Origin of the sequence: Geodermatophilus sp. YIM 151500 (assembly GCF_025716945.1) — a bacterium.
Classification (GTDB): Bacteria; Actinomycetota; Actinomycetes; order Mycobacteriales; family Geodermatophilaceae; genus YIM-151500.
Genome location: NZ_JAOVZT010000001.1, coordinates 378,864 through 402,475, shown reverse-complemented (window position 1 = coordinate 402,475; position 23,612 = coordinate 378,864). Strand labels below are relative to the sequence as shown.

Below are 23,612 nucleotides of genomic sequence, written 5' to 3'. Positions count from 1 at the left end.
TCGGCGCGGGACCCTGAAGGGGGGCCGTTCCAGCACGTCACCAGGCTCGGCGCGGGACCCTGAAGGGGGGCCGTTCCAGCACGTCACCAGGGGCCGCTGACGGAGGGCACCACGGAAGGGGACCGATGAGCGAACAGGGACCGCGCAGCGGCGCCCCCCGGGACGTGCCTCCGCCCCGGCCGGTCCGCGGTCCCGGGCCGTCCCGCTCCGGAGGCGGCGCTGGGGACGTGCTGCCCGGCGGCCTGGCCGGCGCCGCGCGGGCGCTGGCCGACGCCGTCGCGGGTCTGCTGGAGGGCAGCCGCCGGGGGGGTGCCGGACGCGTCGGTGAGGGTGCCGGCCGCGGCGCGGCGGCGGTCCGCGACGTGGTCACCGCCGTCGCCACGGCGCTGCGCTCCAGCCGCAGCGGGTCGCCCGCCGGCGCCGACCGGGGTGCTTCCGCCGCGGCCACCGGCGGCTCCCGCGCGCCGGGGGCGCTGCTCGGCGACCTGCTGGCCGCCGCCGCGCCGCGGCTGCCGGTCCGCACGGCCGACCGGCTGCGCGCGGCCCACCCCGGTGCGACGGACGACGAGATCGCCGACGCGCTGGTGGCGCGCGCCGCGCGGCTCACCGCGGCCATCGGCGCGGCCACCGGCGGGGTGGCGGCCGCGCACTGGTTCGCCCCGCCGTCGCTGCTGGCGCTGCCGCTCGAGCTGGGCGCCGAGACGCTGCTCACCGCGGGGGTCGAGGTGGTCCTGGTCGGCGAGCTGCACGAGCTGTACGGGCGGCCGGCGCCCGGCGACGCCCGGGCCCGGGCCGCCGCCTACCTCGCGAGCTGGTCGGCCCGGCGCTCGGTGGACCGGGCCGGAGTGGCGGGGCTGGGCTCGGTGCTGGGCGCCGCGGGGTTGCGCGCGCTCCGCCGCCGGGTCACGCGCCGGCTCGCCGGGGCGGTGCCCGCCGCGGCGCCGTTCCTGCTCGGCGCGGCGATCGCCGGGCGCGGCAACGCCCGCGCCACCGAGGCGCTCGCCGAGCGGGTGCTGGCCGACCTGCGGCCCGGCCGGGGCTGACGGCCCCGCGGGCGGCGGCGCGGCTAGGGTCGCCGACGTGCCCGATGACCTCGAGCTGGACGTCCCGGTCCGGCTGACCTCGCCGGCGGGTGCCGCCCCCCGCTACGCGCTGCCCGGGGACGCCGGAGCCGATCTCACCCTCGCCGAGGACGTCGTGCTCGCGCCCCTCCAGCGGGCGCTGGTGGGCACCGGGGTCGCGGTGGCCATCCCCGAGGGCTACGCCGGGTTCGTGCACCCCCGCTCCGGGCTGGCACACCGATTCGGGCTCAGCCTGGTCAACGCGCCGGGCACCATCGACGCCGGGTACCGCGGCGAGATCAAGGTCAACCTGGTCAACCTCGACCCGACGACCCCGATCGCGCTCAAGCGGGGCGACCGCATCGCCCAGCTGGTGGTCCAGCCGGTGGTGCGGGCGCGCTTCGTGCCGGTCGACGAGCTGCCCGCCAGCGAGCGCGGCAGCGGAGGGCACGGGTCGACCGGGCACGCGGCGCCGGCCCCGGACGGCCGGCCCGCCGCGCCCGCCGGGGAGGGGAGGAGCTGACATGCCGTTCGGACGGCGGCGCAACCGCATCGACCGCAGCCTGCGCGAGCGCGGGGTCCCTCCCGAGCCGCAGCACCGCGAGCGCGAGGTCGAGGAGACCACCGGTCCGTGGGACGAGGCCGACGCGCCCGACGACGGCCTCGTCCGCGTCGACCTCGGCGCGCTGCGCCTGCCCGCGGTGCCGGGCGGGGAGCTCCGGGTGGACCTCAACGCCCAGCAGCAGGTGGTCGGCGCGACTCTGCGGCACGGCGACTCGCTGCTGCAGGTGTCGGTGTACGCCGCGCCCCGGGCCGGCGGCATCTGGGACGACGTCCGCGCCGACCTGGCCCGGAACGCCTCCGGGCAGGGCGCCTCGCTGCGCGAGGTGGAGGGCCCGTTCGGCACCGAGCTCGCCGGCACGGTGGTCGCCGTCGCGCCGTCGCGCCCCGACCAGCAGGCGGCCGCGCCCGTGCGCCGGCCGGCCCGCTTCTTGGGCGTCGACGGCCCGCGGTGGTTCCTCCGAGGCATGATCACCGGCTCCGCGGCGGCCGATCCGGATTCCGCGGTGCTGCTGGAGGACGTGTTCCGCAACATCGTCGTCGTCCGGGGCAGTGCCCCGATGCCGGTGCGCGAGCAGCTGCCGCTGACCCTGCCGCCGCAGGCCGCCGCGCAGGTCGCCCAGCAGCAGCAGGCCCGCCGCCGGGCGGCCGTCCGGCCGCCCGCCGCGCCGGGGGCCGCACCGCAGACCGCCGTCCCTCCGGCCGCCGCCCCACCGTCGGGGGGCGGGGGCCCGGGCGGTGGCGGTGGCCGCGGTGACGGGGCGGACGCCGCCCGCGACGCCTGAACCAGGGTGCGCCTCCGCCTCCCCGGCCGACGGCCCGGCCGGCCGCGCGTGCACCGGTACGGACCGCACCCCGACCAGTTCGTCGAGCTGACCCTGCCCGCGCCGCGGCGCCGGCGCGGGGGAGCGCCGGTGCCGGTCGCGGTGGTCCTGCACGGCGGGTTCTGGCGGGCCGCCTACGGCATCGAGCTGGCCCGGCCGCTCGCCGCCGACCTGGCCCGGCACGGCACGGCGGCGGTCGCCGTGGAGTACCGCCGGGTCGGTGCCGGGGGCGGGTGGCCGGCCACCGCGGAGGACGTCGCGGCCGCGCTGGACGCGTTGCCGGACCTGCCCGACGCCGGTCGGCTCGACCTCGGCGGCGTCACCGTCGTCGGGCATTCCGCGGGCGGCCACCTGGCGGCCTGGGCCGCCGGGCGCGGCCGGCTGCCGGCCGGTGCGCCGGGGGCCGGGCCGCGCATCCGCGTCACCGCCGCGGTGCTGCAGGCGGGTGTGCTCGACCTGGACGACGCCGACCGCCGCGGGTTGGGCGACGGCGCCGTCCGGGCCTTCCTGGGCGGCGGGCCGGACCAGGTGCCCGACCGGTTCGCCGCGGCCGACCCGGTCCGGCTGCTGCCCTCGGGCGCGGACGTGCTGTGCGTGCACGGCACCGGTGACACCGTCGTCCCGCCGGAGCAGAGCCGGCGCTACGCCGCGGCCGCCGCTGCCGTCGGTGACCGGGTGGCCGTGCGGCTGGTCGCCGGTGACCACATGTCGCTGGTCGACCCGCGAGGGGAACCCTGGCGCACGGCGCGCGACTGGCTCACCGCACGTGCCTCCGCGTCCCCGGACGGCTCTACCCTGGACCCGTGACCGAGACCCAGTCGCAAGGCTGGTTCGCCCGCACTCTGCAGCGGTGGACCGCCGACGACCAGACGATCGACGCCCAGGAGCTGCGGGCCGAGGCGGCCAGCGCCGGGTGTTCGGCCGTGAGCAGCTGCCGCAAGGGCGAGGTGGTCACCGTGACCGGACGGCTCAAGTCGGTCGTCTACACCCCGCGCGAGACCGTGCCGACCCTCGAGGCCGCGCTCTTCGACGGCTCCGGCACGGTGACCCTCGTGTGGCTGGGGCGCCGGCGCATCCCCGGCATCGAACCGGGCCGCACGCTCACCGCGCGGGGGCGGTTCGCCAGCTTCGACGGCCGGCAGGTCATCTACAACCCCAGGTACGAGCTGGGCGCCGGGTGAGTGCTCCGGACCAGCCGAGCCCGCGGGACCCCGGCGCCACCGGGGCGTCCGTGTCCGGCAGCGGTACGAGCCCGGGGGTGAGCTTCGACCGCCACCTGGTGCTCGACCAGCTGGGCGGCTGGCGCGGCATGGTCGACGTCACGCTGCCCACCGTCGCGTTCATCGTGGCGAACTCGATCGGCGGCCTGCGCCCGGGCATCTGGGCCGCCGTCGCTGCCGCCGTCCTGGTCTTCGTGCTGCGCCTCGTGCGCCGGCAGAGCATCCAGCAGGCGGTCAGCGGGCTCTTCGGCGTGGCGATCGCCGTGGCCATCGCCGCGTACTCGGGGCAGGCCCGCGACTACTTCGTCCTCGGCATCGTGCGCAACTCCGCGATCGCCGCCGTCCTGTTCGTCTCGGTCGCGGTGCGCCGGCCGGTCGTCGGGTACGTCGCGGAGTTCCTCGCGCCCAGCCACCTCGGCGCGATGGCCTCGCACCGGCTGCCCGGCCTGCGCCGGCGGATCGACAAGGCCCTGCACCACCGGCCCGCTGCGGAGCCGGTGGCCGGCCCCCGCGCTCCCGACCCGGCGCCCGAGCTGCACTGGCGGGAGGACCCGCGGATGGTGCGCGCCTACGCCTGGCTGACCGTGCTGTGGGGCTCGACGTTCGCCCTGCGGGTCGCCGTCCAGGCGCCGCTGTACCAGCTCAACGAGGTGGGCCTGCTCGGCACCGCGTCCCTGGTGCTCGGCCTGCCGGTCACCGCGCTCGCCCTCGTCGTCACCCTCTGGGTGGTCGCCCGGCTGCACCGGCACCGGTCGGAGGAGATCGCCGAGGCCGCCGCCGACCCGCGGCACCCGCGGGACGACGACCGCCGCCCGGCCGCCTGACGCCGGGCTGGAACGGGCCCGTCCCGGGACCCACCACGAGCGTGGTGACGGGCTGGCACGGCCCCCTCGCAGGGGCCCGCCGCGAGCGTGCGAGCCGTGGGGGGCGAGGGGGTCCTTTCAGTCGTGGCCGTGCGGCGCCAGCACGCGCTGCAGCTGTTCCTCCACCTCGGCGTGGATGACGAACAGCAGTTCGTCACCGGCCTCCAGCGGCTCGTCCGGGGTGGGTGTGATCACCCGGTCTCCGCGCAGCATCGCGGTGAGCACGGTCTCGCGCGGCAGCGGCACCTCGCGCAGCGGCTTGCCGACCCACGGGGTGTCCTCGCCGAGGGTGATCTCGACCAGGTTCGCCGCACCCTTGCGGAAGCTCATCAGCCGGACGACGTCGCCGACCGTCACCGCCTCCTCGACGAGGGCGGCCAGCACGCGCGGCGTCGACACCGCCACGTCGACCCCCCACGCCTCGGTGTAGAGCCACTCGTTGCGGGGGTCCTTCACGCGGGCCACCACCCGGTTGACCGCGAACTCGGTCTTGGCGAGCAGCGACACGACGAGGTTGGCCTTGTCGTCGCCGGTCGCCGCCACCACGACGTCGCAGGTGGCCAGCTGGGCCTCCTCGAGGGAGGACAGCTCGCACGCGTCGGCCTGCACCCACTCCGCGCCGGGTACCGAGCGGGTGCGCACCTTGCGGCCGTCCTTCTCGATGAGCATCACGGTGTGCCCGTTGTGCAGCAGCTCGCCGGCGATGGAGCGTCCCACGGCGCCGGCGCCGACGATCGCGACCCGCATCAGTGCTGCCCTCCCGGGCCTCGTTCGACCACGCGGTGGACGGTGTCGGTGATGTCGTCGGTGGCCGCCACGACCAGCTGGTCACCGTCCTGGAGGACCGTCGTGGCCGTCGGCAGCATCGCGTCGCCGAACCGGGTCAGCCAGGAGGCACGGGCGCCGGTGGCCGCCTCCAGCTCGGCGAGCTTGCGGCCCACCCAGGGCTCGGTGACCGTCACGCGGATGAGCACGACCGTGCCGGTGGGCTCGCGCCACAGCTCGCTGACCTTGACCGACAGCAGCTCGCGCAGCAGCCGGTTCACCGTCCAGGGCACCGTGGCCACGCTCGGGATGCCCATCCGCTCGTAGACCTCGGCGCGCTTGGAGTCGTAGATCCGGGCCACCACGTGCTGGACGCCGAAGGTCTCCCGGGCCACCCGCGCGCTGATGATGTTGGAGTTGTCGCCGCTGCTGACCGCGGCGAACGCGCCGGCGGTGTCGATGCCGGCGTCGAGCAGCGTCTGCCGGTCGAAGCCCAGGCCGGTCACCTGGCGCCCGCCGAAGTCGGGCCCGAGCCGCCGGAACGCCTCCGGGTCCTGGTCGATCACCGCCACGCTGTGGCCGACCTGCTCCAGCCGCCGCGCGATGGCGGAGCCGACGCGGCCGCAGCCCATCACGACCACGTGCACGTACCACTCCCCGCGAATCCGGTCGCGCCGGCACCGCCGCCCGCGCGTCACCGGCCGCGAAGCTACACCCGGACGCGCCGGTCCAGCCGTGGAACGGCACGCTTCACCCCGCCGGGCGGGGCGCGCCGCCGGACCTGCGCCCCGGGCGTCCCGGCGTCCGTACCATCGCGCCGTGCCAACCCTGTCCGACCTCGGACAACTCCCGAAACGCCTGGTCCTCGGCCGTCCCCTGCGCAGCGACCGGGTGGGCGAGTCGCTGCTCCCGAAGCGCCTCGCGCTACCCATCTTCGCCAGCGACCCGCTCTCCTCGGTGGCCTACGCCACGCAGGAGATCCTCATCGTGCTCACCCTCGCCGGCACGGCCTTCCTGTACCTGGCGCCGTGGCTGGCCGTCTGCGTCGTCCTCCTGCTGGTCACGGTGGTCCTCTCCTACCGCCAGGTGGTGCACGCCTACCCGTCCGGCGGCGGCGACTACGAGGTCGCGATGAAGAACCACGGCCAGTTCGCCGGGCTGGTGGTGGCCAGCGCCCTGCTGGTCGACTACGTGATGACCGTGGCGGTGTCGGTGTCGGCGGGTACCGACAACATCATCTCGGCGTTCCCGTCGCTGAACGAGCACCGCATCCTGATCGCCGTCGGCCTGGTCGCGGTGCTGGCCGCCGGCAACCTGCGGGGGGTCCGGGAGTCGGGGCGCACCTTCGCCCTCCCGACGTACCTGTTCATCAGCGGCATCATGCTGATGATCGTCACGGGCCTGCTGCGGCACTTCCTCGGCGAGCCGCTGGTGGCCGAGAGCGCCGGGTACTCGATCACCCCCGAGCCGGGCTACGGGTCGCTCACCGGGCTGGCGCTGGTCTTCTTCGCGCTGCGGGCCTTCGCGTCCGGCTGCACGGCGCTGACCGGGGTGGAGGCGATCGCCAACGGCGTCCCCGCGTTCAAGCCACCGAAGAGCCGCAACGCCGCCACGACCCTGGCGCTCATGGGTGGCATCGCGGCGACCATGTTCTCCGGCGTGACCGCGCTGGCCCTGCTCGCCGACGTCAAGTACACCGAGTTCCCCTGCGACCTCGAGGGCTTCACCGCCTGCGAGACCGAGCCGCAGCGCACCGTGATCGCCCAACTGGCGGCGGCCACCTTCGGTGGCGAGACCTCGGTCGGGTTCTTCTACGTGCAGGCCGCCACCGCGCTGGTGCTCATCCTCGCCGCGAACACCGCCTTCAACGGCTTCCCGCTGCTCGGCTCGGTGCTGGCGCAGGACCGCTTCATGCCGCGGCAGCTGCACACCCGGGGCGACAAGCTGGCGTTCAGCAACGGCATCCTGCTCCTCGCCGGCTTCGCCGCGCTGCTCATCGTCGCGTTCGACGCCGACGTCTCCCAGCTGATCCAGCTCTACATCATCGGGGTGTTCACCAGCTTCTCCATCGGCCAGTGGGGCATGGTGCGGCACTGGCGGCGCGAGCTGGCCGCCGAGCGCGACCCGGTGGTGCGCGGCCGGATGCGGCGCTCCCAGCTCATCAACACCGTCGGCGGCTCGTTGACCACCGTCGTCCTGGTGATCATCGTGGTCACGAAGTTCACCCGCGGCGCCTGGCTGGTGCTGGTCGCGATGCCCATCCTGTTCGCGCTCATGCGCTCCATCAACCGGCACTACCGGCACGTGGCCGAGCAGATGGTGCCCGACACCGACGCCCGCCTGCTGCCCAGCAAGGTGCACGCCGTCGTCCTGGTGTCCAAGGTGCACAAGCCGACCCTGCGGGCGCTGGCCTTCGCCCGCGCCACCCGGCCGGACCAGCTGACCGCGCTGACGGTGAACGTCGACGACGCCGAGACCCGGGAGCTGCAGAACGACTGGCAGCGCTACGACGTCCCGGTGCCGCTGACGGTGGTGGAGTCGCCGTACCGGGAGATCACCCGCCCGGTCGTCGACTACGTGAAGACGATCCGCCGCGACAGCCCGCGCGAGCTGGTCGTGGTGTTCGTGCCGCAGTACGTCGTCGGGCACTGGTGGGAGAACCTGCTGCACAACCAGAGCGCGCTGCGGCTGCGCGCCCGGCTGCAGTTCCAACCCGGCGTGATGATCACCTCGGTGCCCTGGCAGCTGGCGAGCTCGATCGGCCGGGAGGACGCCGGAGGGCGAGGCACCGGCGTGTCGCCCGGCGACCTGCGCCGCGGCCTCACCGAGGAGTCGGCCGAGACCCCCTATGGCTGAGAGAGAGCCCCGTCCCCGCCGCACCGCGCGGGCCCGGGGCGGGCCCCTGGACGCGACCGCGCGCGGTGCCCGACGCGCTGCTCAGCGCGGCAGCGGGTGGACCGGCCGGGAGTTCGACGTCGTCGTCGGCGCCGTCGCCCACGGCGGGCACTGCGTCGCCCGGCACGAGGGCCGGGTGGTGTTCGTCCGGCACGCGCTGCCGGGGGAGCGGGTGGTCGTGCGCGTGACCGAGGACCGGCACCCCGGCTACTGCCGGGCCGACGCCGTCCGGGTGCTCGAGGCGTCGCCGGCCCGCATCGACCGGCCCTGCCCGTACAGCGGGCCGGGCCGGTGCGGCGGCTGCGACTGGCAGCACGCCGACCCGGCCGAGCAGCGGCGGCTCAAGGCGGCCGTGGTGCGCGAGCAACTGGTGCGGCTCGGCGGGCTGGACGGCGCGGACCCCCGGGTGCGCGACCTCGTCGTCGAGGAGCTGCCGGGCGGGCCGCTGCGCTGGCGGTCTCGGGCCCGCTTCGCCGTCGACCGGTCGGGCGCCCCCGGGTTGCGCCGGCACCGCTCGCACGACGTCGTGGTGCTCGACGACTGCCCGATCACCCTGGAGCCGGCCGCGCGCGCCGTGCTCGGCCGCCGCTGGCCGGGCGCCGGCGCGGTCGACGTGGCGGTCGACGCCGCCGGCCTGGTCACCACCACCCGGCTGGACCGCCGCGGCCGCCCGCAGTCGACCCGCGTGCTGCGCCCGGGGGCCGACGTGCCGGAGGAGCCGGCCGGGCGCACGGGTCGGCACGCGGTCGGCCGGGACTGGGAGGTGGAGGGCACCGGCTTCTGGCAGGTGCACCCGGCCGCGGCCGACGCGCTGGTCGCCGCCGTGGGCGCCTTCGCGGAGGCACGGCCGGGGGAGACCGTGCTCGACCTGTACGCGGGTGCGGGGCTGTTCGGCGGCGCCCTCGCCCCGGCCGTCGGCGGGACCGGGCGGGTGGTCTGCGTGGAGGCCGACGCGGCGGCGTGCGCCGCCGCCGACGCCAACCTCGCCGACCTCCCGCAGGCCGAGGTCTGGCAGGGCGAGGTCGACGTGCAGGGGCTGGCCGGGCTGCTCGCCGACCTCGGCGGAGCCCCGCACGTCGTCGTCCTCGACCCCCCGCGTGCCGGGGCCGGCCCGGCCGTGAGCCGGCTGCTGGCCGCGACCGGCGCGCGGGTGGTCTACGTCGCCTGCGATCCGGCGGCCCTGGGCCGCGACGTCGCCGCCTTCGCGGGCGCCGGGTACGGCCTCGCCGGGCTCCGCGCCGTCGACGCCTTCCCGATGACCGCGCACGTCGAGTGCGTCGCGCTGCTGGTCCCGGCCTGACCCCCCGGCTCCCTCGGTTACCGTGCCGGGGTGCCGAAGTGGGAGTACGCCTCCGTCATCACCGCCAACGAGGCCGAGTCGCAGCGCGCCGGCGTGAGCGTGAAGCTGCCCGGCGGCGTGCTGGAACGGCAGCAGGGGGACACCAGCTCGGTGCTCAACCGCCTCGGCGGCGAGGGCTGGGAGCTGGTCAGCTACCACTCCAGCGGCGCGGGGACGTGGGGCTTCGAGCAGTTCTGGCTCAAGCGGCAGCTGCCCGGCTGATCCGCTCCCCGCCGGGAGCGCGGAGGCCGGCGTACGGACAGCGCGGCGTCGAACGGGTGTTCGACGGATGCGGCATCATGGTGCCGTGGACGCGACGGTGCCCCCGGGGTGGCCGGAGGAGGTGCGCCCGCCGGGTGCCCCCGACTGGGAGCGGACGGCGGTGGCCTGGCTGTTCGACCTCGTGCCGCCCGACTACCGGGCGCACGCGGTGCTGCGTCGCTACCCGGTGCTGCTCGCCCGCTTCGCGGCCGACCACCTCGCCGCCGGGCTCGAGGCGGCCCGGCGCGGCTGGCGCACGGTGCGCGTGGAGCTGGCCGACCAACTGCCCGCCGACGCGATCGAGGCGGCGATGACCGCCTACGAGCGAGAGGGCACCCGGCTGGCCGCCGCCGCCCGCGGGGTCGAGGTGGTCGCCGGCGCGCTCCGCGGGGAACGCTGGGTGCCCCGGCTCTGAGCCGGGCGGGTGGTGCTCGTCGAGCGGTGGAGTGGCGCCGCGCGGTTACAGTGGGTCGCCCGAGCGGCTGTTCGCCCCCGCGGCGCCCGCCTGCCGACGACGACGTCAGAGAGGACACCGCCGAGCCGTGCGACTCCTGCGATCGCTCGGGGGCCCCGCCGACCTCAAGGCGCTGCCCGCCGACGAGCTGCCCGCGCTGGCCGCCGAGATCCGCGACGCGCTGGTCACCAGCGTGGCCAGGACCGGGGGCCACCTCGGTCCCAACCTCGGCTGCGTCGAGCTGACCATCGCGCTGCACCGGGTCTTCGACAGCCCGCGCGAGCCGATCGTCTTCGACACCGGCCACCAGGCGTACGTGCACAAGATGCTCACCGGCCGGGTCGACGGCTTCGACCGGCTGCGCCAGCGCGGCGGCCTGTCGGGCTACCCGTCCCGCGAGGAGAGCGAGCACGACTGGGTGGAGAACAGCCACGCGTCGACCGCGCTGTCCTACGCCGACGGGCTGGCCAAGGCGTTCGCCGTCCGCGGTGACGTGCGGCCGGTGGTCGCCGTCGTCGGCGACGGCGCGCTCACCGGCGGCATGGCCTGGGAGGCGCTGAACAACATCGCCGCGGCCAAGGACCGCCCCGTGGTCATCGTCGTCAACGACAACGGCCGCTCCTACTCACCGACGATCGGCGGGGTCGCCGACGCCCTGGGCACGCTGCGGCTGCGCCCGGGCTACGAGCAGGCCCTCATGGCCATCCGCCAGGCGCTGCACAAGGCCCCGGTGGTCGGCTCTGCGCTGTTCGACGCGCTGCACGCCATGAAGAAGGGGCTCAAGGACGTCCTGACCCCGCAGGGCATGTTCGAGGACCTCGGCCTCAAGTACATCGGCCCGGTCGACGGGCACGACGTGGCGGTCATGGAGTCGGCGCTGCGCCGCGCCCGCTCGTTCGGCGGGCCGGTCATCGTGCACGCCGTCACCACCAAGGGGTTCGGCTACCCGCCGGCCGAGACCGACCAGATCGACGCCTGGCACGCCACCGGGGTGTTCGACCCCGACAGCGGGCTGTCCACGCCGTCGTCCGGGCCGGACTGGACCGATGCCTTCTCCGACGAGCTGGTCCGCATCGGTACCGAGCGGTCCGACGTCGTGGCGATCACCGCCGCCATGCTGCACCCGACCGGACTGGCGCCCTTCGCCCAGCGGTTCCCGGAGCGGACGTTCGACGTCGGCATCGCCGAGCAGCACGCGCTGACCTCCGCGGCCGGCCTGGCGATGGCCGGGCTGCACCCGGTGGTCGCGGTGTACGCCACGTTCCTCAACCGGGCCTTCGACCAGCTGCTCATGGACGTCGCGCTGCACCGCCAGCCGGTGACCGTCGTCCTCGACCGGGCCGGGGTCACCGGAACCGACGGCGCGTCGCACAACGGCATGTGGGACATGTCGATCCTCTCCGTCGTCCCGGGCCTCCGGCTGGCCGCGCCCCGCGACGACGCGACGTTGCGCGAGGCGCTGCGCGAGGCGGTGGACGTCACCGACGGCCCGTCGGTCGTGCGGTTCCCCAAGGGATCGCTGCCCCCGGACGTCCCGTCGCTGGAGCGGCGCGGACCGGTCGACGTGCTGCGCCGTGCGGCGCGGGACGACGTGCTGCTAGTGGCGGTCGGGTCGATGGTGCCGCTGTCCCTGGCCGCGGCCGAGCGGGCCGCCGACCACGGCATCGACGTGACGGTGGTCGACCCGCGCTGGGTGCTGCCCGTGTCGCCGGAGCTGGTCGAGCTGGCCGCCGGGTCGCGCCTGGTCGTCACGGTCGAGGACGGCGGCCGCGCGGGCGGCGTGGGCACCACGCTCACCCAGGCGCTGCAGGACCGGGAGGTCGACGTCCCCGTGCGCACCCTCGGGCTGCCGCAGGAGTTCCTCGCCCACGCCAGCCGCGGCCAGGTGCTCGCCGACGCCGGCCTGACCGAGCAGAACGTCGCCCGGCGCATCGCCGAGTGGAGCGCCGGGTTGGCCGACCGGGCCGAGGCCGCGGTGGCAGAGGAGCTCGCCGAGGACCAGCAGTGACCACCGAGATCCAGGAGAAGGACCCCGTCCCTCCCACCCTTCGTCCCCGGACGCCGGTCAGCCGCGTCGGTAGGTGACGACCGTCGCCCCGCCGCCGAGGTCCCGGCCGGCCACCGGCCGGAACACCTGCGGCGAGAAGGGGCCGGCGAAGACCGGGATGCCGGCACCGGCGACCACCGGGTACCGCTTCACGACGAGCTCGTCGATCTCCGGCAGGAGCGAGCCGGCCAGCACGCCGCCGCCGGCGAGCCAGATGTCGAGGCCGTCCTCCGCCTTCAACGCCCGCACGAGGGCGAGCGGGTCGTCGCGGACCAGCGTGACCTCCGGGTCCTCGGGGAGCGATCGGTCGCCGGACACCACGTACTGCCGCAGGTGCCGGTAGGGGCTGGTGACGCCGACGTCGAGACCCGGCTGGTAGGTCCGCCGCCCCATGACGACCGTGTCGTAGCGGACGGTGGGGGAGTCGACGCCCCAGGCGCCGCGGACGTGCGTGGGCAGGGTGTCGGGGAGCTCGCTCTTCAGGAAGGCGACGACGTCCGGACCGACCTCGAAGAAGTCGTAGCTCCCGTCCGGCGCGGCGATGAAGCCGTCGATGGTCGTCCCGACGCAGTAGCTGAGCAGGCGCACGGCGTCCTCCTCCCTCTCGTGACGGTCGGGTGCCCGCACGGGTCAGATGTCCACGCCGTCCCGGGCGGTGAGCACCGGGGTGCGGCCGAGCAGCACGCCGGCGTCGGTCACCGCCTCGACGCTCGCCGTCCCCGGCGGCAGCGGGGCGACCACGACGCCGCCCGCGGCCGGCAGCTCGCCGAGCCAGTCGCCGCCGGCCGTGTAGGCCCGGACGGCGGTCACCGGCGGCGGGCCGACGACCACGAGGGTGCTGCGGGTGGGGGAGGACGGCGTGTCGTCGACGGCCTCGCAGACCACCGCGTGCACGCGCCGCTCGACCGGCGCGCCGGCGGGCTCGACCGCCAGGCCGCAGGAGCCGCCGAGGGAGTTGCCGTCCTCCAGGGTGGTGAACCAGTGCGCGGAGACGACGACGGCACCGCTGGGCATCGTCACCGCGACCAGCGCCCCGTGCGCCGGGGTCGGGGCGGTGCGCACGACCTCGCCCACCCACCGGGCGGTGATCCGCAACCGCTCCGGCGGCAGCCCGCTGCCCGCCACCACCCGGTCGGCGGCCCAGCCGGCGACCGCAGCGCCGACCCCGGTCGGTGCGCCCAGCGGGTACTCGATGGCCGGCGGAGCGGTCGCGGAGGCGTCCGCCGGCACGCTCGGGGGCACCACGGCGGTGACGGTGGTGCCGGGCTGGGCGACCCGGTAGCGGACGGCGGTCGGGTACGGCGACGCCATCGGTCCCAGCGACACCACGGCCACGCCGTCGACCGTCGTCACCGGGTTCCAGGTGCGGCCGATGCTGGCATCGGCGCCGATCATCGGCCGGCTGGACACCTCGACGACGGCTCCCCGGGCGGCGACCACCACGAGCGCGCCGGCGCCGGGGTCGAGCAGCGCCACCGGCCGCCCCGCCGGGACGCCGGCCGGCACCGATCGCAGCGTCATCTCCTCCGCCGCCGCCCCGGGCGGGCCGGTGAACCAGGCGACGGCCGCCTCGTGCACCGGCTCGGTGACCAGCTCCGTGCCGTCCCGGCCCTCGACCAGCACGTCGTTGCGCCCGGCGACCAGCACCCAGCGGCCGCCGGGCACGTCGCCGGCGAACACGACCCGGCGGGTGGCGACGTCGGGGTCCGGCACGTCCGCGGAGCCGACCAGCGGCTCCGCCGCCCAGGGCCGGCTGCGGACGGCGTCGAGGAAGGCGGCGTCGTCGGCGAGGGAACCGCGCGGCGGCCCGCCCAGGACGTCGGCGACCGCGGGTGCGGCGTCCCGGCCGCGGTCGGCGGGTGGCGCCGCGCCGCGCGCCGGCGGGTCGGGTCGGGTCAGGGCCACGACGGCGACCAGCACCGCGACGGCGGCCAGCGCGAGCAGCGCCCCGCGGGTGCGGCCGGACGGCGGGCCCGGGCCTCCCGCCAGGACGTCGTCCACCGCGCCTCCCGCCGTGCTCCGGCTGCCGGGCACCATCGTCGCGCAGCGGCGGCCACCGGGCGGTGGTCCGGGCCGTCATCCGGGCCGCGGCTCAGGCCGCGGCGAGCGCCTTGTCCAGCACGGGCCCGGCAAGCTCGATCTGCCACTCCCGCGCGCCGCCGGCGCGCAGCGCCTCGGTCACCGCCGCGCCGTCGCGGGGCTCGGGCGGGCTCCACATCAGCCGGCGCACGAGGTCGGGGGAGAGCAGGTTCTCCACCGGCACCGTCCACTGCTGGGAGAGCGCGGCCAACCCGGATCGGGCGACCTGCAGGCGGGTGGCGGCGGCCGGGTCGCGGTCCGCCCAGCGGCTGACCGGCGGCGGCCCGTCGCCCGTGCGGCTCTGCGGCGGCAGCTCGGCGTCCGGCAGCGCCCGGCCCCGTTCGAGCGCGCCGTACCAGGTGCCGACCAGCTTGCGGTTGGCCCGCCCGCGGAACACCGGCAGCTCGAGCAGGGCGGCCGCGGACCGCGGGTCGGCCTGCACGGCGGAGACCATCGCGGTGTCGGGGAGGACCCGCCCCGGCGCGATGTCGCGGCGGCGGGCGAGCTCGTCGCGGGCCTGCCACAGCGAGCGCAGCATGCCCAGCTGCCGCCGGTTGCGCAGCCCGTGCACGCCCGACGTCCGCCGCCAGGGGTCGGGCTTCGGGGCCGGCGGGCCGGCGGCGAGGATCGCCGCGAACTCCTGCCGCGCCCACTCGGTCTTGCCCTGCTCCTCCAGCAGCGTGGCCAGCGCGTCCCGCAGCTCGACCAGCACCTCGACGTCGAGAGCGGCGTAGACCAGCCACTCCTCCGGCAGCGGGCGGGTGCTCCAGTCGGCGGCCGAGTGCCCCTTCTGCAGCCCGTGGCCGAGCAGCGACTCGACCACCGCGCCCAGCCCCACGCGCGGCAGCCCGGCCAGGCGGGCGGCCAGCTCGGTGTCGAAGATCCGCGTCGGCACCAGGCCGATCTCGGCGAGGCAGGGCAGGTCCTGGTTGGCCGCGTGCAGCACCCACTCCTCGCCGGCGATGGCCTCCTGGACCACCGAGAGGTCGGGCAGCGGCACGGGGTCGACCAGGCCGGTGCCGGCGCCGGCCCGACGCAGCTGCACCAGGTAGGCACGCTGCCCGTAGCGGTACCCCGAGGCCCGCTCGGCGTCGACGGCGACCGGACCGGTGCCCGCTCGCAGGGCCTCGGCGTAGGCGACGAGCGCCGTCGACGTGTCGATGACCGGCGGCAGCCCTTCGCGGGGCGCGAGGAGCGGGGTCGCCGCGGGGGTGTCGTCCGGCGCCTCGGCCTCCGCGGGCTGCGCCGTGGGCTCGCTGGTCAGTTGCCGTCCACCTTCTCGCCGATCGCCCGGTCGCGCCGACCGGGCGTGCTTGCCGCCGGCATCCGGCCGCGGTCCCGCGGGCGCGCGCCGCGCGGGCAGGGCACCGGGGCCACCGGCTCAGCGGGCGGGGCCCCACTGGCGCCCTCGATGTTAGAGCGCTGCGCCGCCGGAGCGGTCGGAGGGACCCAGCAGCCGCACGCCCGGCGGCGGCAGTCCGGCCGCGGTGCCGACGACGTCCAGCCAGGCCAGCAGGTGCCGGTCGAGGGCGGTGTCGGCGGCCGTCCAGGAGGCCCGCATCTCGACGTCGACGGTGTGCTCGGGGCCGGCGAGGTCGCCGAAGCGGGTCGACGCCGTGCGGGTCACGGTGCCGCCGACGGCGTGGTGCGCGGCGCCGGTGTCGGCCAGCGCGTCGGTGAGCCAGCTCCACGCCACCTCGGAGAACATCGCGTCGTCGACCATCTGCTCGTCGGTGACCGCGGACAGGTAGCCCACGCAGCGCGTCGTCCCGTGCCAGGACTCGTGGCCGTCGGGATCGTGCAGCACGATGAAGCGCGCGCTCGCGATCTCGACCTCCTCGTCGCCGTCGAGCTCCACCACCCGGGCTCCCACCGCGTGCGCGTACGGCGCCAGCCGCACCGGTGCGGGGATGTGCTCCAGGATGATCTCCGGGCGCGCGACCACGCCGGCTAGCGCCTCGAGAGCGGCGCGAAAGGCCGCGGGCGGCTGGTCGACGGCGTCGTCCCCTGCTGCGAGCGGGGTTCCGGCACCGGCCATGGGGTGCGGCTCCACGTCCGCAGCGTAGGCCGCGCTCGGGCCGCCCGGGGCCGACGCGCCGCAACAGCCGGCCGTCGGACGGTCGTCGGGCGGTCGTCGGGCGGGCGCCGCCGGGCCGCGACGGGCGCGTCTGGGAGGATGGACGGTCGTGACTCCCGCAGCCGATCCGGCGTCCCCGGCCGAGACGACCGCGGCCCCGACGACCGCGGCCGGCGCGACGGGCGCCGCGCCCGGTGGCGGCGCCGCCCCGGCCGATTCCGACCTCGTCCGCGCCGCCCGCGGCCTGCCCGTGCGCCGGACCCCGGTGTGGTTCATGCGCCAGGCCGGCCGCTCGCTGCCGGAGTACCGCGCGCTGCGCGCGGGGACGGCGATGCTCCAGGCCTGCCAGGACGCCGACCTGGTCACCGAGATCACCCTGCAGCCGGTGCGCCGGCACGGTGTCGACGCGGCGATCCTCTTCTCCGACATCGTGCTGCCGCTGGTCGTCGCGGGCGTCGACATCGAGATCAAGCCCGGCGTGGGCCCGGTCGTGGCGACGCCGGTGCGCTCGGTCGCGGACGTCGACGCGCTGCCGCCGCTGGAGCCCGACCGGCTGGACTTCCTCGCCACCGCGGTGCGCCGGCTGGTCGCCGAGCTCGGGCCCACGCCGCTCATCGGCTTCGCCGGGGCACCGTTCACCCTGGCCACCTACCTGATCGAGGGCGGCCCGTCGAAGGAGCACGCCCGCACCAAGGCCTTCATGTACGCCGAGCCGGAGGCCTGGTCGCGCCTGCTCGACCGGCTGGCGGTCTCGGCCGCCACGTTCCTGCGCGCCCAGGTCGACGCGGGCGCCGCCGCCGTCCAGCTGTTCGACTCGTGGGCCGGTGTGCTCTCGGCCGCCGACTACGCCACGCGGGTGCTGCCGCACTCGCGGGCGGTGTTCGACGGGTTGGGGCCGCGCGACGTGCCGCGGATCCACTTCGGCGTCGGCACCGGGGAGCTGCTCGCGCTGCTCGGCGACGCGGGCGCCGACGTCGTCGGCGTCGACTGGCGGGTGCCGCTGGACGAGGCGGCCCGCCGGGTGGGGCCGGAGCGCTCGCTGCAGGGCAACCTCGACCCGGCGGTGCTGCTGGCCGACCGGGCCACCGTCGACCGCGAGGTGCGCCGCGTCGTCGCGCAGGGCCGCGCCGCTCGCGGGCACGTCTTCAACCTCGGGCACGGGGTGCTGCCGGAGACCGATCCGGGTGTGCTGACCTCCGTCGTGGACCTGGTGCACGAGCTCGCCGCGGGATGAGCCGCCGGCTGGTCGTCGTCGGTGCCGGGATCGCCGGGCTCACCGCGGCCTTCGAGTGGCGGCGGCGCCGCCCGGACGACGAGGTCGTCGTGCTCGAGGCCGGCGACCGGGTCGGCGGCAAGCTGCACCGCGTCCGGCTGGCCGGCCACTGGTTCGACACCGGGCCGGAGGCCGTGCTGGCGCGGGTGCCGGAGGCGGTGGAGCTGGTCGAGCGCCTCGGGCTGGCCGGTGAGCTGGTCGAGCCGGTGACGCTGCGGGCCTCGGTGGTCCTCCCCGACGGCCGGCACCCGCTGCCGCCCGGCACCGTGCTCGGCGTGCCCGCCTCCGCCGACGGCCTCGCCGGCGTGCTGACGCCGTCCGGTGTCGCGCGGGTACGCGCGGAGAGCGGGCTGCCGCCGGTGTCGCTGGACGCGGACGTCGCGGTCGGTGCCCTGCTGCGCACCCGGCTCGGCGACGAGGTGGTCGACCGGCTGGTCGAGCCGCTGCTCGGCGGGGTGTACGCGGGGCGGGCCGACGAGCTGTCGCTGCGCGCGACGATGCCGGCGCTGGCCGCCGCGCTGCCGTCGTCCCGCTCGGTGCTGGGGGCCGCCGCGACCGCGCGCGCGGCCGGGGCACGCGGCCGCGGGGACGCCGACGGCCCGGTGTTCACCACCCTGCGGCCGGGGATCGGCGCGCTGCCGGATGCGCTGGTGGCCGCCGCGCGCGCCGACGTCCGGCTGCGCGCCCCGGCGCACGGCCTGCGGCGCGGAGGGGGTGGCTTCGAGCTGTCGGTCGGCCCCGCCGCCTCCCCGGCGACCCTGACCGCGGACGCCGTCCTCATGGCGGCCCCGGCGCCGAAGGCGGCCCGGCTGCTGGGCGAGGTGGCGCCGGCGGCGGTCGAGCCGCTGCGCGGCATCCCGTACGCCTCGTCCGCGGTGGTCGCGATGGCGTTCCCGGCGCAGCCCGTCGACGCCGGGTCCGGGCTGCTCGTGCCGCCGGTCGCCGGGCGGCTGGTGAAGGGCGTGACGGTGTCGTCGGCGAAGTGGCCGCACCTGGCGTCGTCCGACGTGCTGCTCGTGCGGGCGTCGGTCGGGCGGTTCCGCGGCGAGGCCGAGCTGCAGCGCCCGGACGACGAGCTGACCGCCGCCGTGGTCGCCGACGTGGCCGACCTGCTGGCGCTGCCGCGACCCGGGCCGGTGGCCACCCGGCTGGTGCGCTGGGGCGGCGCGCTGCCGCAGTACCTGGTCGGCCACCTCGACCGGGTCGACGCCGTCCGCGCGGCGGTCAGCGCGGTGCCCGGCCTGGCGATCGCCGGGGCGGCGTTCCGCGGCGTCGGGGTGCCGGCGTGCATCGCCGACGCCCGGCACGCCGTCGACGCCCTGCTCCGCTGATCGCCCGACGCCGGCGCGCGTTCCCCGCGACCAGGTCCCTCGGGGCGCAGGTGCCCGCGCGACGGGCATGCGCGCCCGGCCGCGGCTGTTGCATGCGGGGTGAACACGACGCACGACCGGATCCACCGTGTGCACCCCCTCGACCGGCGGCCGCAGCGCTGCCTGCGCCACCGTGTCTGGATGGCGGCCTGCGACGACTGCCTCGCCGCCCACGCCGAGCTGCTGCGAGCCACCGGCGAGGCCGCCGCGACGCCGGGTTGATGGGGGAGACCCACCGTCCGTACCCGGGGCGTGGCGGCGGCGGGCCGACGGTGTACGCGGCGGCGCGGGAGAATGGGCGCATGAGCGAGGAGCGGACCGGGCCGGCGGCCGGGGAGAAGAGCGTGGGCAAGCGGGCGAACGAGCTGAACGCCACCATCCGCTACACGATGTGGTCGGTGTTCCGGCTGGCCCGGCCGCTGGGCGACGACTCGCGCCCGGCGGTCGCCGACGAGGTGGGCGCGCTGCTCGACGAGCTGGCCGGCAAGGACGTCGTCGTCCGCGGCACCTACGACGTGTCGGGCCTGCGGGCCGACGCCGACCTGATGGTCTGGTGGCACGCGCCGACCGCCGAGGCGCTGCAGGAGGCCTACGGCCGGCTGCGCCGCACCGCGCTGGGCCGGCACCTCGAGCCGGTGTGGTCGCAGGTCGCCCTGCACCGACCGGCGGAGTTCAACCGCAGCCACATCCCGGCGTTCCTCGCCGAGGAGGAGCCGCGCCGCTGGGTCTGCGTCTACCCCTTCGTGCGGTCGTACGAGTGGTACCTGCTGCCCGACGAGGAGCGCCGCGCGATGCTGGCCGAGCACGGCCGGATGGCCCGCGGCTACCCCGACGTGCGCGCCAACACGGTCGCCTCGTTCGCCCTCGGTGACTACGAGTGGCTGCTCGCCTTCGAGGCCGACGAGCTGCACCGCATCGTCGACCTGATGCGCGAGCTGCGGGCCTCGCAGGCGCGCCGGCACGTCCGCGAGGAGGTGCCGTTCTACACCGGCGTCCGCAAGCCGGTCGCCGAACTGGTCGCCGACCTGCCCTGATGGAGTCGGGGAGTGGGGGAGTGCAGAAACCTGCACTCCCCCACTCCACTCAGCGCGATTCGAGCCGGATGCTGACCGAGTTGATGCAGTAGCGGTCGCCGGTCGGGGTCTGCGGCGCGTCGTCGAACACGTGCCCGAGGTGGCTGTGGCAGGTGCCGCAGAGGACCTCGGTGCGGACCATCCCGTGGCTGCGGTCCTCGCGCAGGATCACGCCGTCCTGCGCCGACGGTTCGTAGAACGACGGCCAGCCGCAGTGCGAGTCGAACTTGGTCTCCGAGCGGAACAGCTCCGCGTCGCAGGCCCGGCAGTGGTAGACGCCGACGGTCTTCGTGTCGACGTATCCGCCGGTCCACGGCCGCTCGGTGCCGGCCTCTCGGAGCACCCGGTACTCCTCGGGCGACAGCTGCGCCCGCCACTCCTCGTCGGTCCTCGTCACCTTCGGCTGGTTCTGCGCGGACGTCGTCATGCGCACCACGGTACGAGCCGGGCGCCGGTCGGCTCACCGCCCGAGGCCGGCCTCCCGCGCCCGGACGATCGCCTGCGCCCGGTCGGTGACCTGCAGCTTGGTCAGCACGTTGGACACGTTGTTGCGCACCGTCTTCGGCGACAGGTACAGCGCCGCGGCGATCTGCGCGTTCGACCGGCCGGCGGCGACCAGGTCGAGCACCTCGCGCTCGCGGGCGGTCAGCTGCGGGAAGGCGGTCTCCGGTCCGCTCGGCCCAGCGGCGAAGAACGCCGCGATCCGCCGGGCCAATGACGCGCCGAACACCGCCCCGCCCCGGGCCACCGTGGTGATCGCCCGCACCACCTCCTCCTGGTCGGCGCCCTTCAGCAGGTATCCGCGGGCGCCGGCGCGGACGGCGGCGAACACGGTGCCGTCGTCCTCGCTCATGGTCAGCACCACCACGCCGACGGACGGCGAGTCGCCGGTGATCCGCCGGGTGGCCTCGATGCCGTCGAGGACGGGCATCTGCACGTCCATGACGACGACGTCCGGCTGCTCGTGGCGGGCCACGGCGACCGCCTCGGCGCCGTCGGCGGCCGTGGCGACCACGTCCATGCCGGGCACCGAGCCGAGCAGCATGGCCAGCCCGTCCCGGTAGACCGGGTGGTCGTCGACCACCATCACCCGCAGCGGCTCGTCCGGTTCGCTCACGCCGTCCCTCCGTCGACGGGCAGCATCGCCCGCACCACCGTCCCGCCCTCCGGCGGGCAGGCCACCGTGCACGACCCGCCGAGCTCGGCGGCGCGCTCCCGCAGCGACACCAGGCCCACGCCGGCGGGCGCCGCGGGGTCGATGCCGGTCCCGTCGTCGGAGACGGTCACCTCGATCCCGCCGTCCGCCCGCGCCAGCGAGACCCGGCAGGTGCGGGCCGAGGCGTGCCGGGCGACGTTCGCCAGCGCCTCGGAGGCGATGCGGTAGGCGGCGACCTCGACCGCGGCGGGCAGGTCGTCGACGCCTCCGCCGGCGGTCACGGTCACCGCGGTCCGGGACGGGAGCAGCCGTTCGGCCTGCTGCCGCACCGCGCCGGTCAGGCCGAGGTCGTCCAGGGCCGGCGGGCGCAGGTCGTGCACCAGCCGGCGGACGTCGGCCAGCGCCGCCGCCACCTCGTCGCGCGCCTGGCGCAGCACCCGGTCGGCCTCCTCCGGCCGGCTCGCGGCCAGGTTCCGCGCGGTGTCGATGCGCAGCACGACCGCCCCCAGCGCCGGTCCGAGACCGTCGTGCAGGTCGCGGCGCAGGCGGCGGCGCTCCTCCTCCCGGGCGGCGACCAGCTGCTCGCGGCCGGCCTGCAGCTGAGCGGCCAGCGACGACGCCCGCGCGGCCGCCGCCGCCTGCCGGACGACGTCGGCCAGCAGCCGTTCGTCCCGCCCGACCAGCTGGGCTCGGACGCCGTCCCGGGGCAGCAGCAGCCGGCCGACCTGCTCGCCGCGGTAGGCGATCGGCAGCGACCGGACGGCGACCGGCCGGCGGCCGTGCTCGGCGACCAGCCGCGACCCGGTGACCTGTTCCACCTCGACGCCCACGTAGGGCGAGCGGAACGCCTCGGCCACGGCGGCGGCGATCGCCACCAACTGCTCGTCGGCGCCGCCGGTGCGCTCCAGGCGCTCGGCGAGGCCGGAGACGACGCGGTACGGGTCCTCCTGCTCCCCGAGGACCCAGCGCCGGACGACGCGCCACAGCGGTGCCCGCAGCGGGACGTAGACGGCCGCGACCAGCAGGAGGGTGAGCAGGGTGGCGTCCCGCTCGCCGAGCCGGTCGCCGAGCAGCGCGCCGGCGGCGGCCAGCACGACCAGGTCGAGCAGCACCACGCCGACGCCGAGCCCGCCGTAGACCAGGGTGCCGCCGAGCAGCCGGTCGATGTCGACGGCCCGCGGGCGGAGGATGCCGACCGCCACGGCGGCGCCGGTGAGCGCCACGGCCAGGGCGAGCGCGACCGTGCTCGGGTTCCCGGGCAGCAGCAGCGTCGCGAGCATGACGAGGAGGTCGACGACGGCCGCCCAGAGCAGCCACCGCATCCGCCGGCGGTCGTCGGCCGCGGCTCGCCGGTAGCGGGCGATCACCGAGGCCGCCGGGACGAGGATCCCGAGCACCGCGACGGGGAACGCGATCCGCAGCAGCGGCAGCGCCACGTCCGCCGGCAGCGGCAGCGTGGTCAGGTCGAGGTCCAGCGACCGGTACGGCTCCGGGACGCCGGTCCCGTCGCGCGAGTAGGCGATCTCCGCCGGCACCACCAGCAGCAGGGCCGGCAGGAGCGCCGTCGAGGCGAGGCTGGCCACCGCGAGCGGGCGCCACCGGCCTCCGGGCAGCCGGCCGTCGGGGTAGAGCAGAAGCAGCAGCGGCAGGCCGAGGAGCAGCGCCGAGCCGAGGCGCTCCACCGTCCAGTGGGCGAGGCCGGCGGCGGGCAGCGGCGGGTCGTGCTGCAGCGCGTAGCCGACCCACGCGTCGGCCAGCCCGTCGACCGCCCAGAGCAGCCCGGTGCCGGCCAGCACCCACGAGACCCCGTTCCGCGGCGCCCGGAGCAGCAGCAGGGCCGCCGGGACGGCGAGGGCCACGCCGGGCAGCGTGACCGGCCAGCCGGCGCTGCGGCCCAGCTCGGCCCGGAACGCCGCGGACGTGGCCGCGTCGACCACCGCGGCGGCGGCGGAGCAGGCGAGCACGAGGGCCAGGACCGACCAGGCGGCGGCATGCCGGCGCCAGCGGCGGGGGAGCCGTGCGCGTGGCACCGCGGGCGGGCCCGCCGCCGCGCCTGTCCGCCCGGCCACCGGGGCTTGCGCCTGCACGCGCCGATCCTCACCCGCCGGCGTCCCGCCCGTCACGAGGCAGGCGTCCCGGATCACCCGGGACCTGACGGGGACCCGATCGGTGGCGCCGGCCCCTGGGTGCCCGGGACGCGTCCCCGGCACGGTTCCGCCAGGCGGTGCACACGGCACCGCACGACCCGACGGAGGACCGCCATGTCGCTCAGCACCACCCCCGCACCGGCCCGC

The 23,612-nt window shown here is 76.8% G+C and carries 24 protein-coding genes; 15 read left to right on the top strand and 9 right to left on the bottom strand.

The features are described 5' to 3' along the window. The first annotated feature begins 227 nt into the window (after positions 1-227). From OF117_RS01790 to OF117_RS01765, 6 genes are all read left to right on the top strand, one after another. A complete protein-coding gene (locus OF117_RS01790) occupies positions 228-1,043 on the top strand; it encodes a hypothetical protein (RefSeq protein ID WP_263551075.1) in 816 nt (271 codons plus the stop codon). A 37-nt stretch (positions 1,044-1,080) separates the two neighbouring features. Continuing rightward, positions 1,081-1,584 (top strand): dUTP diphosphatase, encoded by a 504-nt coding sequence (gene dut, locus OF117_RS01785; RefSeq protein ID WP_263551074.1) that lies wholly within the window; start codon positions 1,081-1,083, stop codon positions 1,582-1,584. A 1-nt stretch (position 1,585) separates the two neighbouring features. Continuing rightward, a complete protein-coding gene (locus OF117_RS01780; protein WP_263551073.1) occupies positions 1,586-2,407 on the top strand; it encodes a DUF3710 domain-containing protein in 822 nt (273 codons plus the stop codon). A 48-nt stretch (positions 2,408-2,455) separates the two neighbouring features. Next, positions 2,456-3,253 (top strand): alpha/beta hydrolase family protein, encoded by a 798-nt coding sequence (locus tag OF117_RS01775; RefSeq protein WP_263551072.1) that lies wholly within the window; start codon positions 2,456-2,458, stop codon positions 3,251-3,253. Then, a complete protein-coding gene (locus OF117_RS01770; RefSeq protein WP_263551071.1) occupies positions 3,250-3,627 on the top strand; it encodes an OB-fold nucleic acid binding domain-containing protein in 378 nt (125 codons plus the stop codon). Before OF117_RS01775 ends, OF117_RS01770 begins: the two co-directional genes overlap by 4 nt. Before the next feature lie 77 nt (positions 3,628-3,704). Beyond that, positions 3,705-4,490, top strand: a complete 786-nt coding sequence (locus OF117_RS01765; protein WP_263551070.1) for a DUF3159 domain-containing protein — start codon at positions 3,705-3,707, stop codon at positions 4,488-4,490. Between the two features lie 117 nt (positions 4,491-4,607). Here OF117_RS01765 and OF117_RS01760 read toward each other — a convergent pair whose 3' ends face one another. Next, a complete protein-coding gene (locus OF117_RS01760; RefSeq protein ID WP_263551069.1) occupies positions 4,608-5,276 on the bottom strand; it encodes a potassium channel family protein in 669 nt (222 codons plus the stop codon). Further along, positions 5,276-5,941, bottom strand: a complete 666-nt coding sequence (locus OF117_RS01755; protein ID WP_263551068.1) for a potassium channel family protein — start codon at positions 5,939-5,941, stop codon at positions 5,276-5,278. The genes OF117_RS01760 and OF117_RS01755 overlap by 1 nt, the downstream gene beginning before the upstream one ends. A gap of 172 nt (positions 5,942-6,113) precedes the next feature. Between OF117_RS01755 and OF117_RS01750 the strand changes: the two genes are divergently transcribed. From OF117_RS01750 to dxs, 5 genes are all read left to right on the top strand, one after another. Further along, positions 6,114-8,150 carry an APC family permease gene (locus tag OF117_RS01750; RefSeq protein ID WP_263551067.1) on the top strand — a complete coding sequence of 679 codons (2,037 nt, stop codon included), beginning with the start codon at positions 6,114-6,116 and terminating at the stop codon, positions 8,148-8,150. Beyond that, positions 8,143-9,489, top strand: coding sequence for a class I SAM-dependent RNA methyltransferase (locus OF117_RS01745; RefSeq protein WP_263551066.1), 1,347 nt, complete (start codon positions 8,143-8,145; stop codon positions 9,487-9,489). Before OF117_RS01750 ends, OF117_RS01745 begins: the two co-directional genes overlap by 8 nt. A 30-nt stretch (positions 9,490-9,519) precedes the next feature. Then, positions 9,520-9,750, top strand: a complete 231-nt coding sequence (locus OF117_RS01740) for a DUF4177 domain-containing protein (protein WP_263551065.1) — start codon at positions 9,520-9,522, stop codon at positions 9,748-9,750. Positions 9,751-9,835: 85 nt separating this feature from the next. Further along, a complete protein-coding gene (locus OF117_RS01735; RefSeq protein ID WP_263551064.1) occupies positions 9,836-10,204 on the top strand; it encodes a hypothetical protein in 369 nt (122 codons plus the stop codon). 127 nt (positions 10,205-10,331) lie between these two features. Beyond that, complete coding sequence (dxs, locus tag OF117_RS01730) at positions 10,332-12,251, top strand: 1-deoxy-D-xylulose-5-phosphate synthase (protein WP_263551063.1); 1,920 nt, start codon at positions 10,332-10,334, stop codon at positions 12,249-12,251. Positions 12,252-12,308: 57 nt separating this feature from the next. Here the strand turns inward: dxs and OF117_RS01725 are convergent, their stop codons facing one another. The 4 genes from OF117_RS01725 to OF117_RS01710 form a co-directional block, all read right to left on the bottom strand. Next, on the bottom strand, positions 12,309-12,878 hold the full coding sequence (locus tag OF117_RS01725) for a dihydrofolate reductase family protein (protein WP_263551062.1): 570 nt from the start codon (positions 12,876-12,878) through the stop codon (positions 12,309-12,311). Between the two features lie 42 nt (positions 12,879-12,920). Next, positions 12,921-14,291: a hypothetical protein gene (locus tag OF117_RS01720; protein WP_263551061.1), complete on the bottom strand. Its 1,371-nt coding sequence runs from the start codon at positions 14,289-14,291 to the stop codon at positions 12,921-12,923. A gap of 91 nt (positions 14,292-14,382) precedes the next feature. After that, complete coding sequence (locus OF117_RS01715) at positions 14,383-15,633, bottom strand: ribonuclease D (protein ID WP_263551429.1); 1,251 nt, start codon at positions 15,631-15,633, stop codon at positions 14,383-14,385. Positions 15,634-15,783: 150 nt separating this feature from the next. Beyond that, positions 15,784-16,422, bottom strand: coding sequence for a DUF3000 domain-containing protein (locus OF117_RS01710; protein WP_263551060.1), 639 nt, complete (start codon positions 16,420-16,422; stop codon positions 15,784-15,786). A 133-nt stretch (positions 16,423-16,555) separates the two neighbouring features. Between OF117_RS01710 and hemE the strand changes: the two genes are divergently transcribed. The 4 genes from hemE to hemQ all read left to right on the top strand — a co-directional run bounded on the left by hemE (position 16,556) and on the right by hemQ (position 20,123). Next, complete coding sequence (gene hemE, locus OF117_RS01705) at positions 16,556-17,680, top strand: uroporphyrinogen decarboxylase (RefSeq protein ID WP_263551059.1); 1,125 nt, start codon at positions 16,556-16,558, stop codon at positions 17,678-17,680. Further along, positions 17,677-19,050 (top strand): protoporphyrinogen oxidase, encoded by a 1,374-nt coding sequence (hemG, locus tag OF117_RS01700; protein ID WP_263551058.1) that lies wholly within the window; start codon positions 17,677-17,679, stop codon positions 19,048-19,050. Before hemE ends, hemG begins: the two co-directional genes overlap by 4 nt. Positions 19,051-19,149: 99 nt before the next feature. After that, positions 19,150-19,311, top strand: a complete 162-nt coding sequence (locus tag OF117_RS01695) for a hypothetical protein (protein WP_263551057.1) — start codon at positions 19,150-19,152, stop codon at positions 19,309-19,311. An 80-nt stretch (positions 19,312-19,391) separates the two neighbouring features. Next, positions 19,392-20,123, top strand: a complete 732-nt coding sequence (gene hemQ / locus OF117_RS01690) for a hydrogen peroxide-dependent heme synthase (protein WP_263551056.1) — start codon at positions 19,392-19,394, stop codon at positions 20,121-20,123. A gap of 49 nt (positions 20,124-20,172) precedes the next feature. On the opposite strand, the gene msrB is transcribed toward hemQ, so the two are convergent. From msrB to OF117_RS01675, 3 genes are read right to left on the bottom strand one after another with little or no spacing between them, the layout of a single operon-like run. Continuing rightward, complete coding sequence (gene msrB / locus OF117_RS01685) at positions 20,173-20,589, bottom strand: peptide-methionine (R)-S-oxide reductase MsrB (protein WP_263551055.1); 417 nt, start codon at positions 20,587-20,589, stop codon at positions 20,173-20,175. A 33-nt stretch (positions 20,590-20,622) separates the two neighbouring features. Next, complete coding sequence (locus tag OF117_RS01680) at positions 20,623-21,279, bottom strand: response regulator transcription factor (RefSeq protein WP_263551054.1); 657 nt, start codon at positions 21,277-21,279, stop codon at positions 20,623-20,625. Then, the gene (locus tag OF117_RS01675; protein ID WP_263551053.1) at positions 21,276-23,405 is read right to left on the bottom strand and encodes a sensor histidine kinase; all 2,130 of its coding nucleotides are present in this window, start codon (positions 23,403-23,405) and stop codon (positions 21,276-21,278) included. Before OF117_RS01675 ends, OF117_RS01680 begins: the two co-directional genes overlap by 4 nt. Positions 23,406-23,612 lie beyond the last annotated feature (207 nt).

Coding starts and splice junctions, on each gene's coding strand:
- hemQ (WP_263551056.1), top strand. CDS start 19,392: ATGAGCGAGGAGCGGACCGGGCCGGCGGCCGGGGAGAAGAGCGTGGGC.
- hemG (WP_263551058.1), top strand. CDS start 17,677: ATGAGCCGCCGGCTGGTCGTCGTCGGTGCCGGGATCGCCGGGCTCACC.
- OF117_RS01760 (WP_263551069.1), bottom strand. CDS start 5,276: ATGCGGGTCGCGATCGTCGGCGCCGGCGCCGTGGGACGCTCCATCGCC.
- OF117_RS01780 (WP_263551073.1), top strand. CDS start 1,586: ATGCCGTTCGGACGGCGGCGCAACCGCATCGACCGCAGCCTGCGCGAG.
- OF117_RS01745 (WP_263551066.1), top strand. CDS start 8,143: ATGGCTGAGAGAGAGCCCCGTCCCCGCCGCACCGCGCGGGCCCGGGGC.
- msrB (WP_263551055.1), bottom strand. CDS start 20,589: ATGACGACGTCCGCGCAGAACCAGCCGAAGGTGACGAGGACCGACGAG.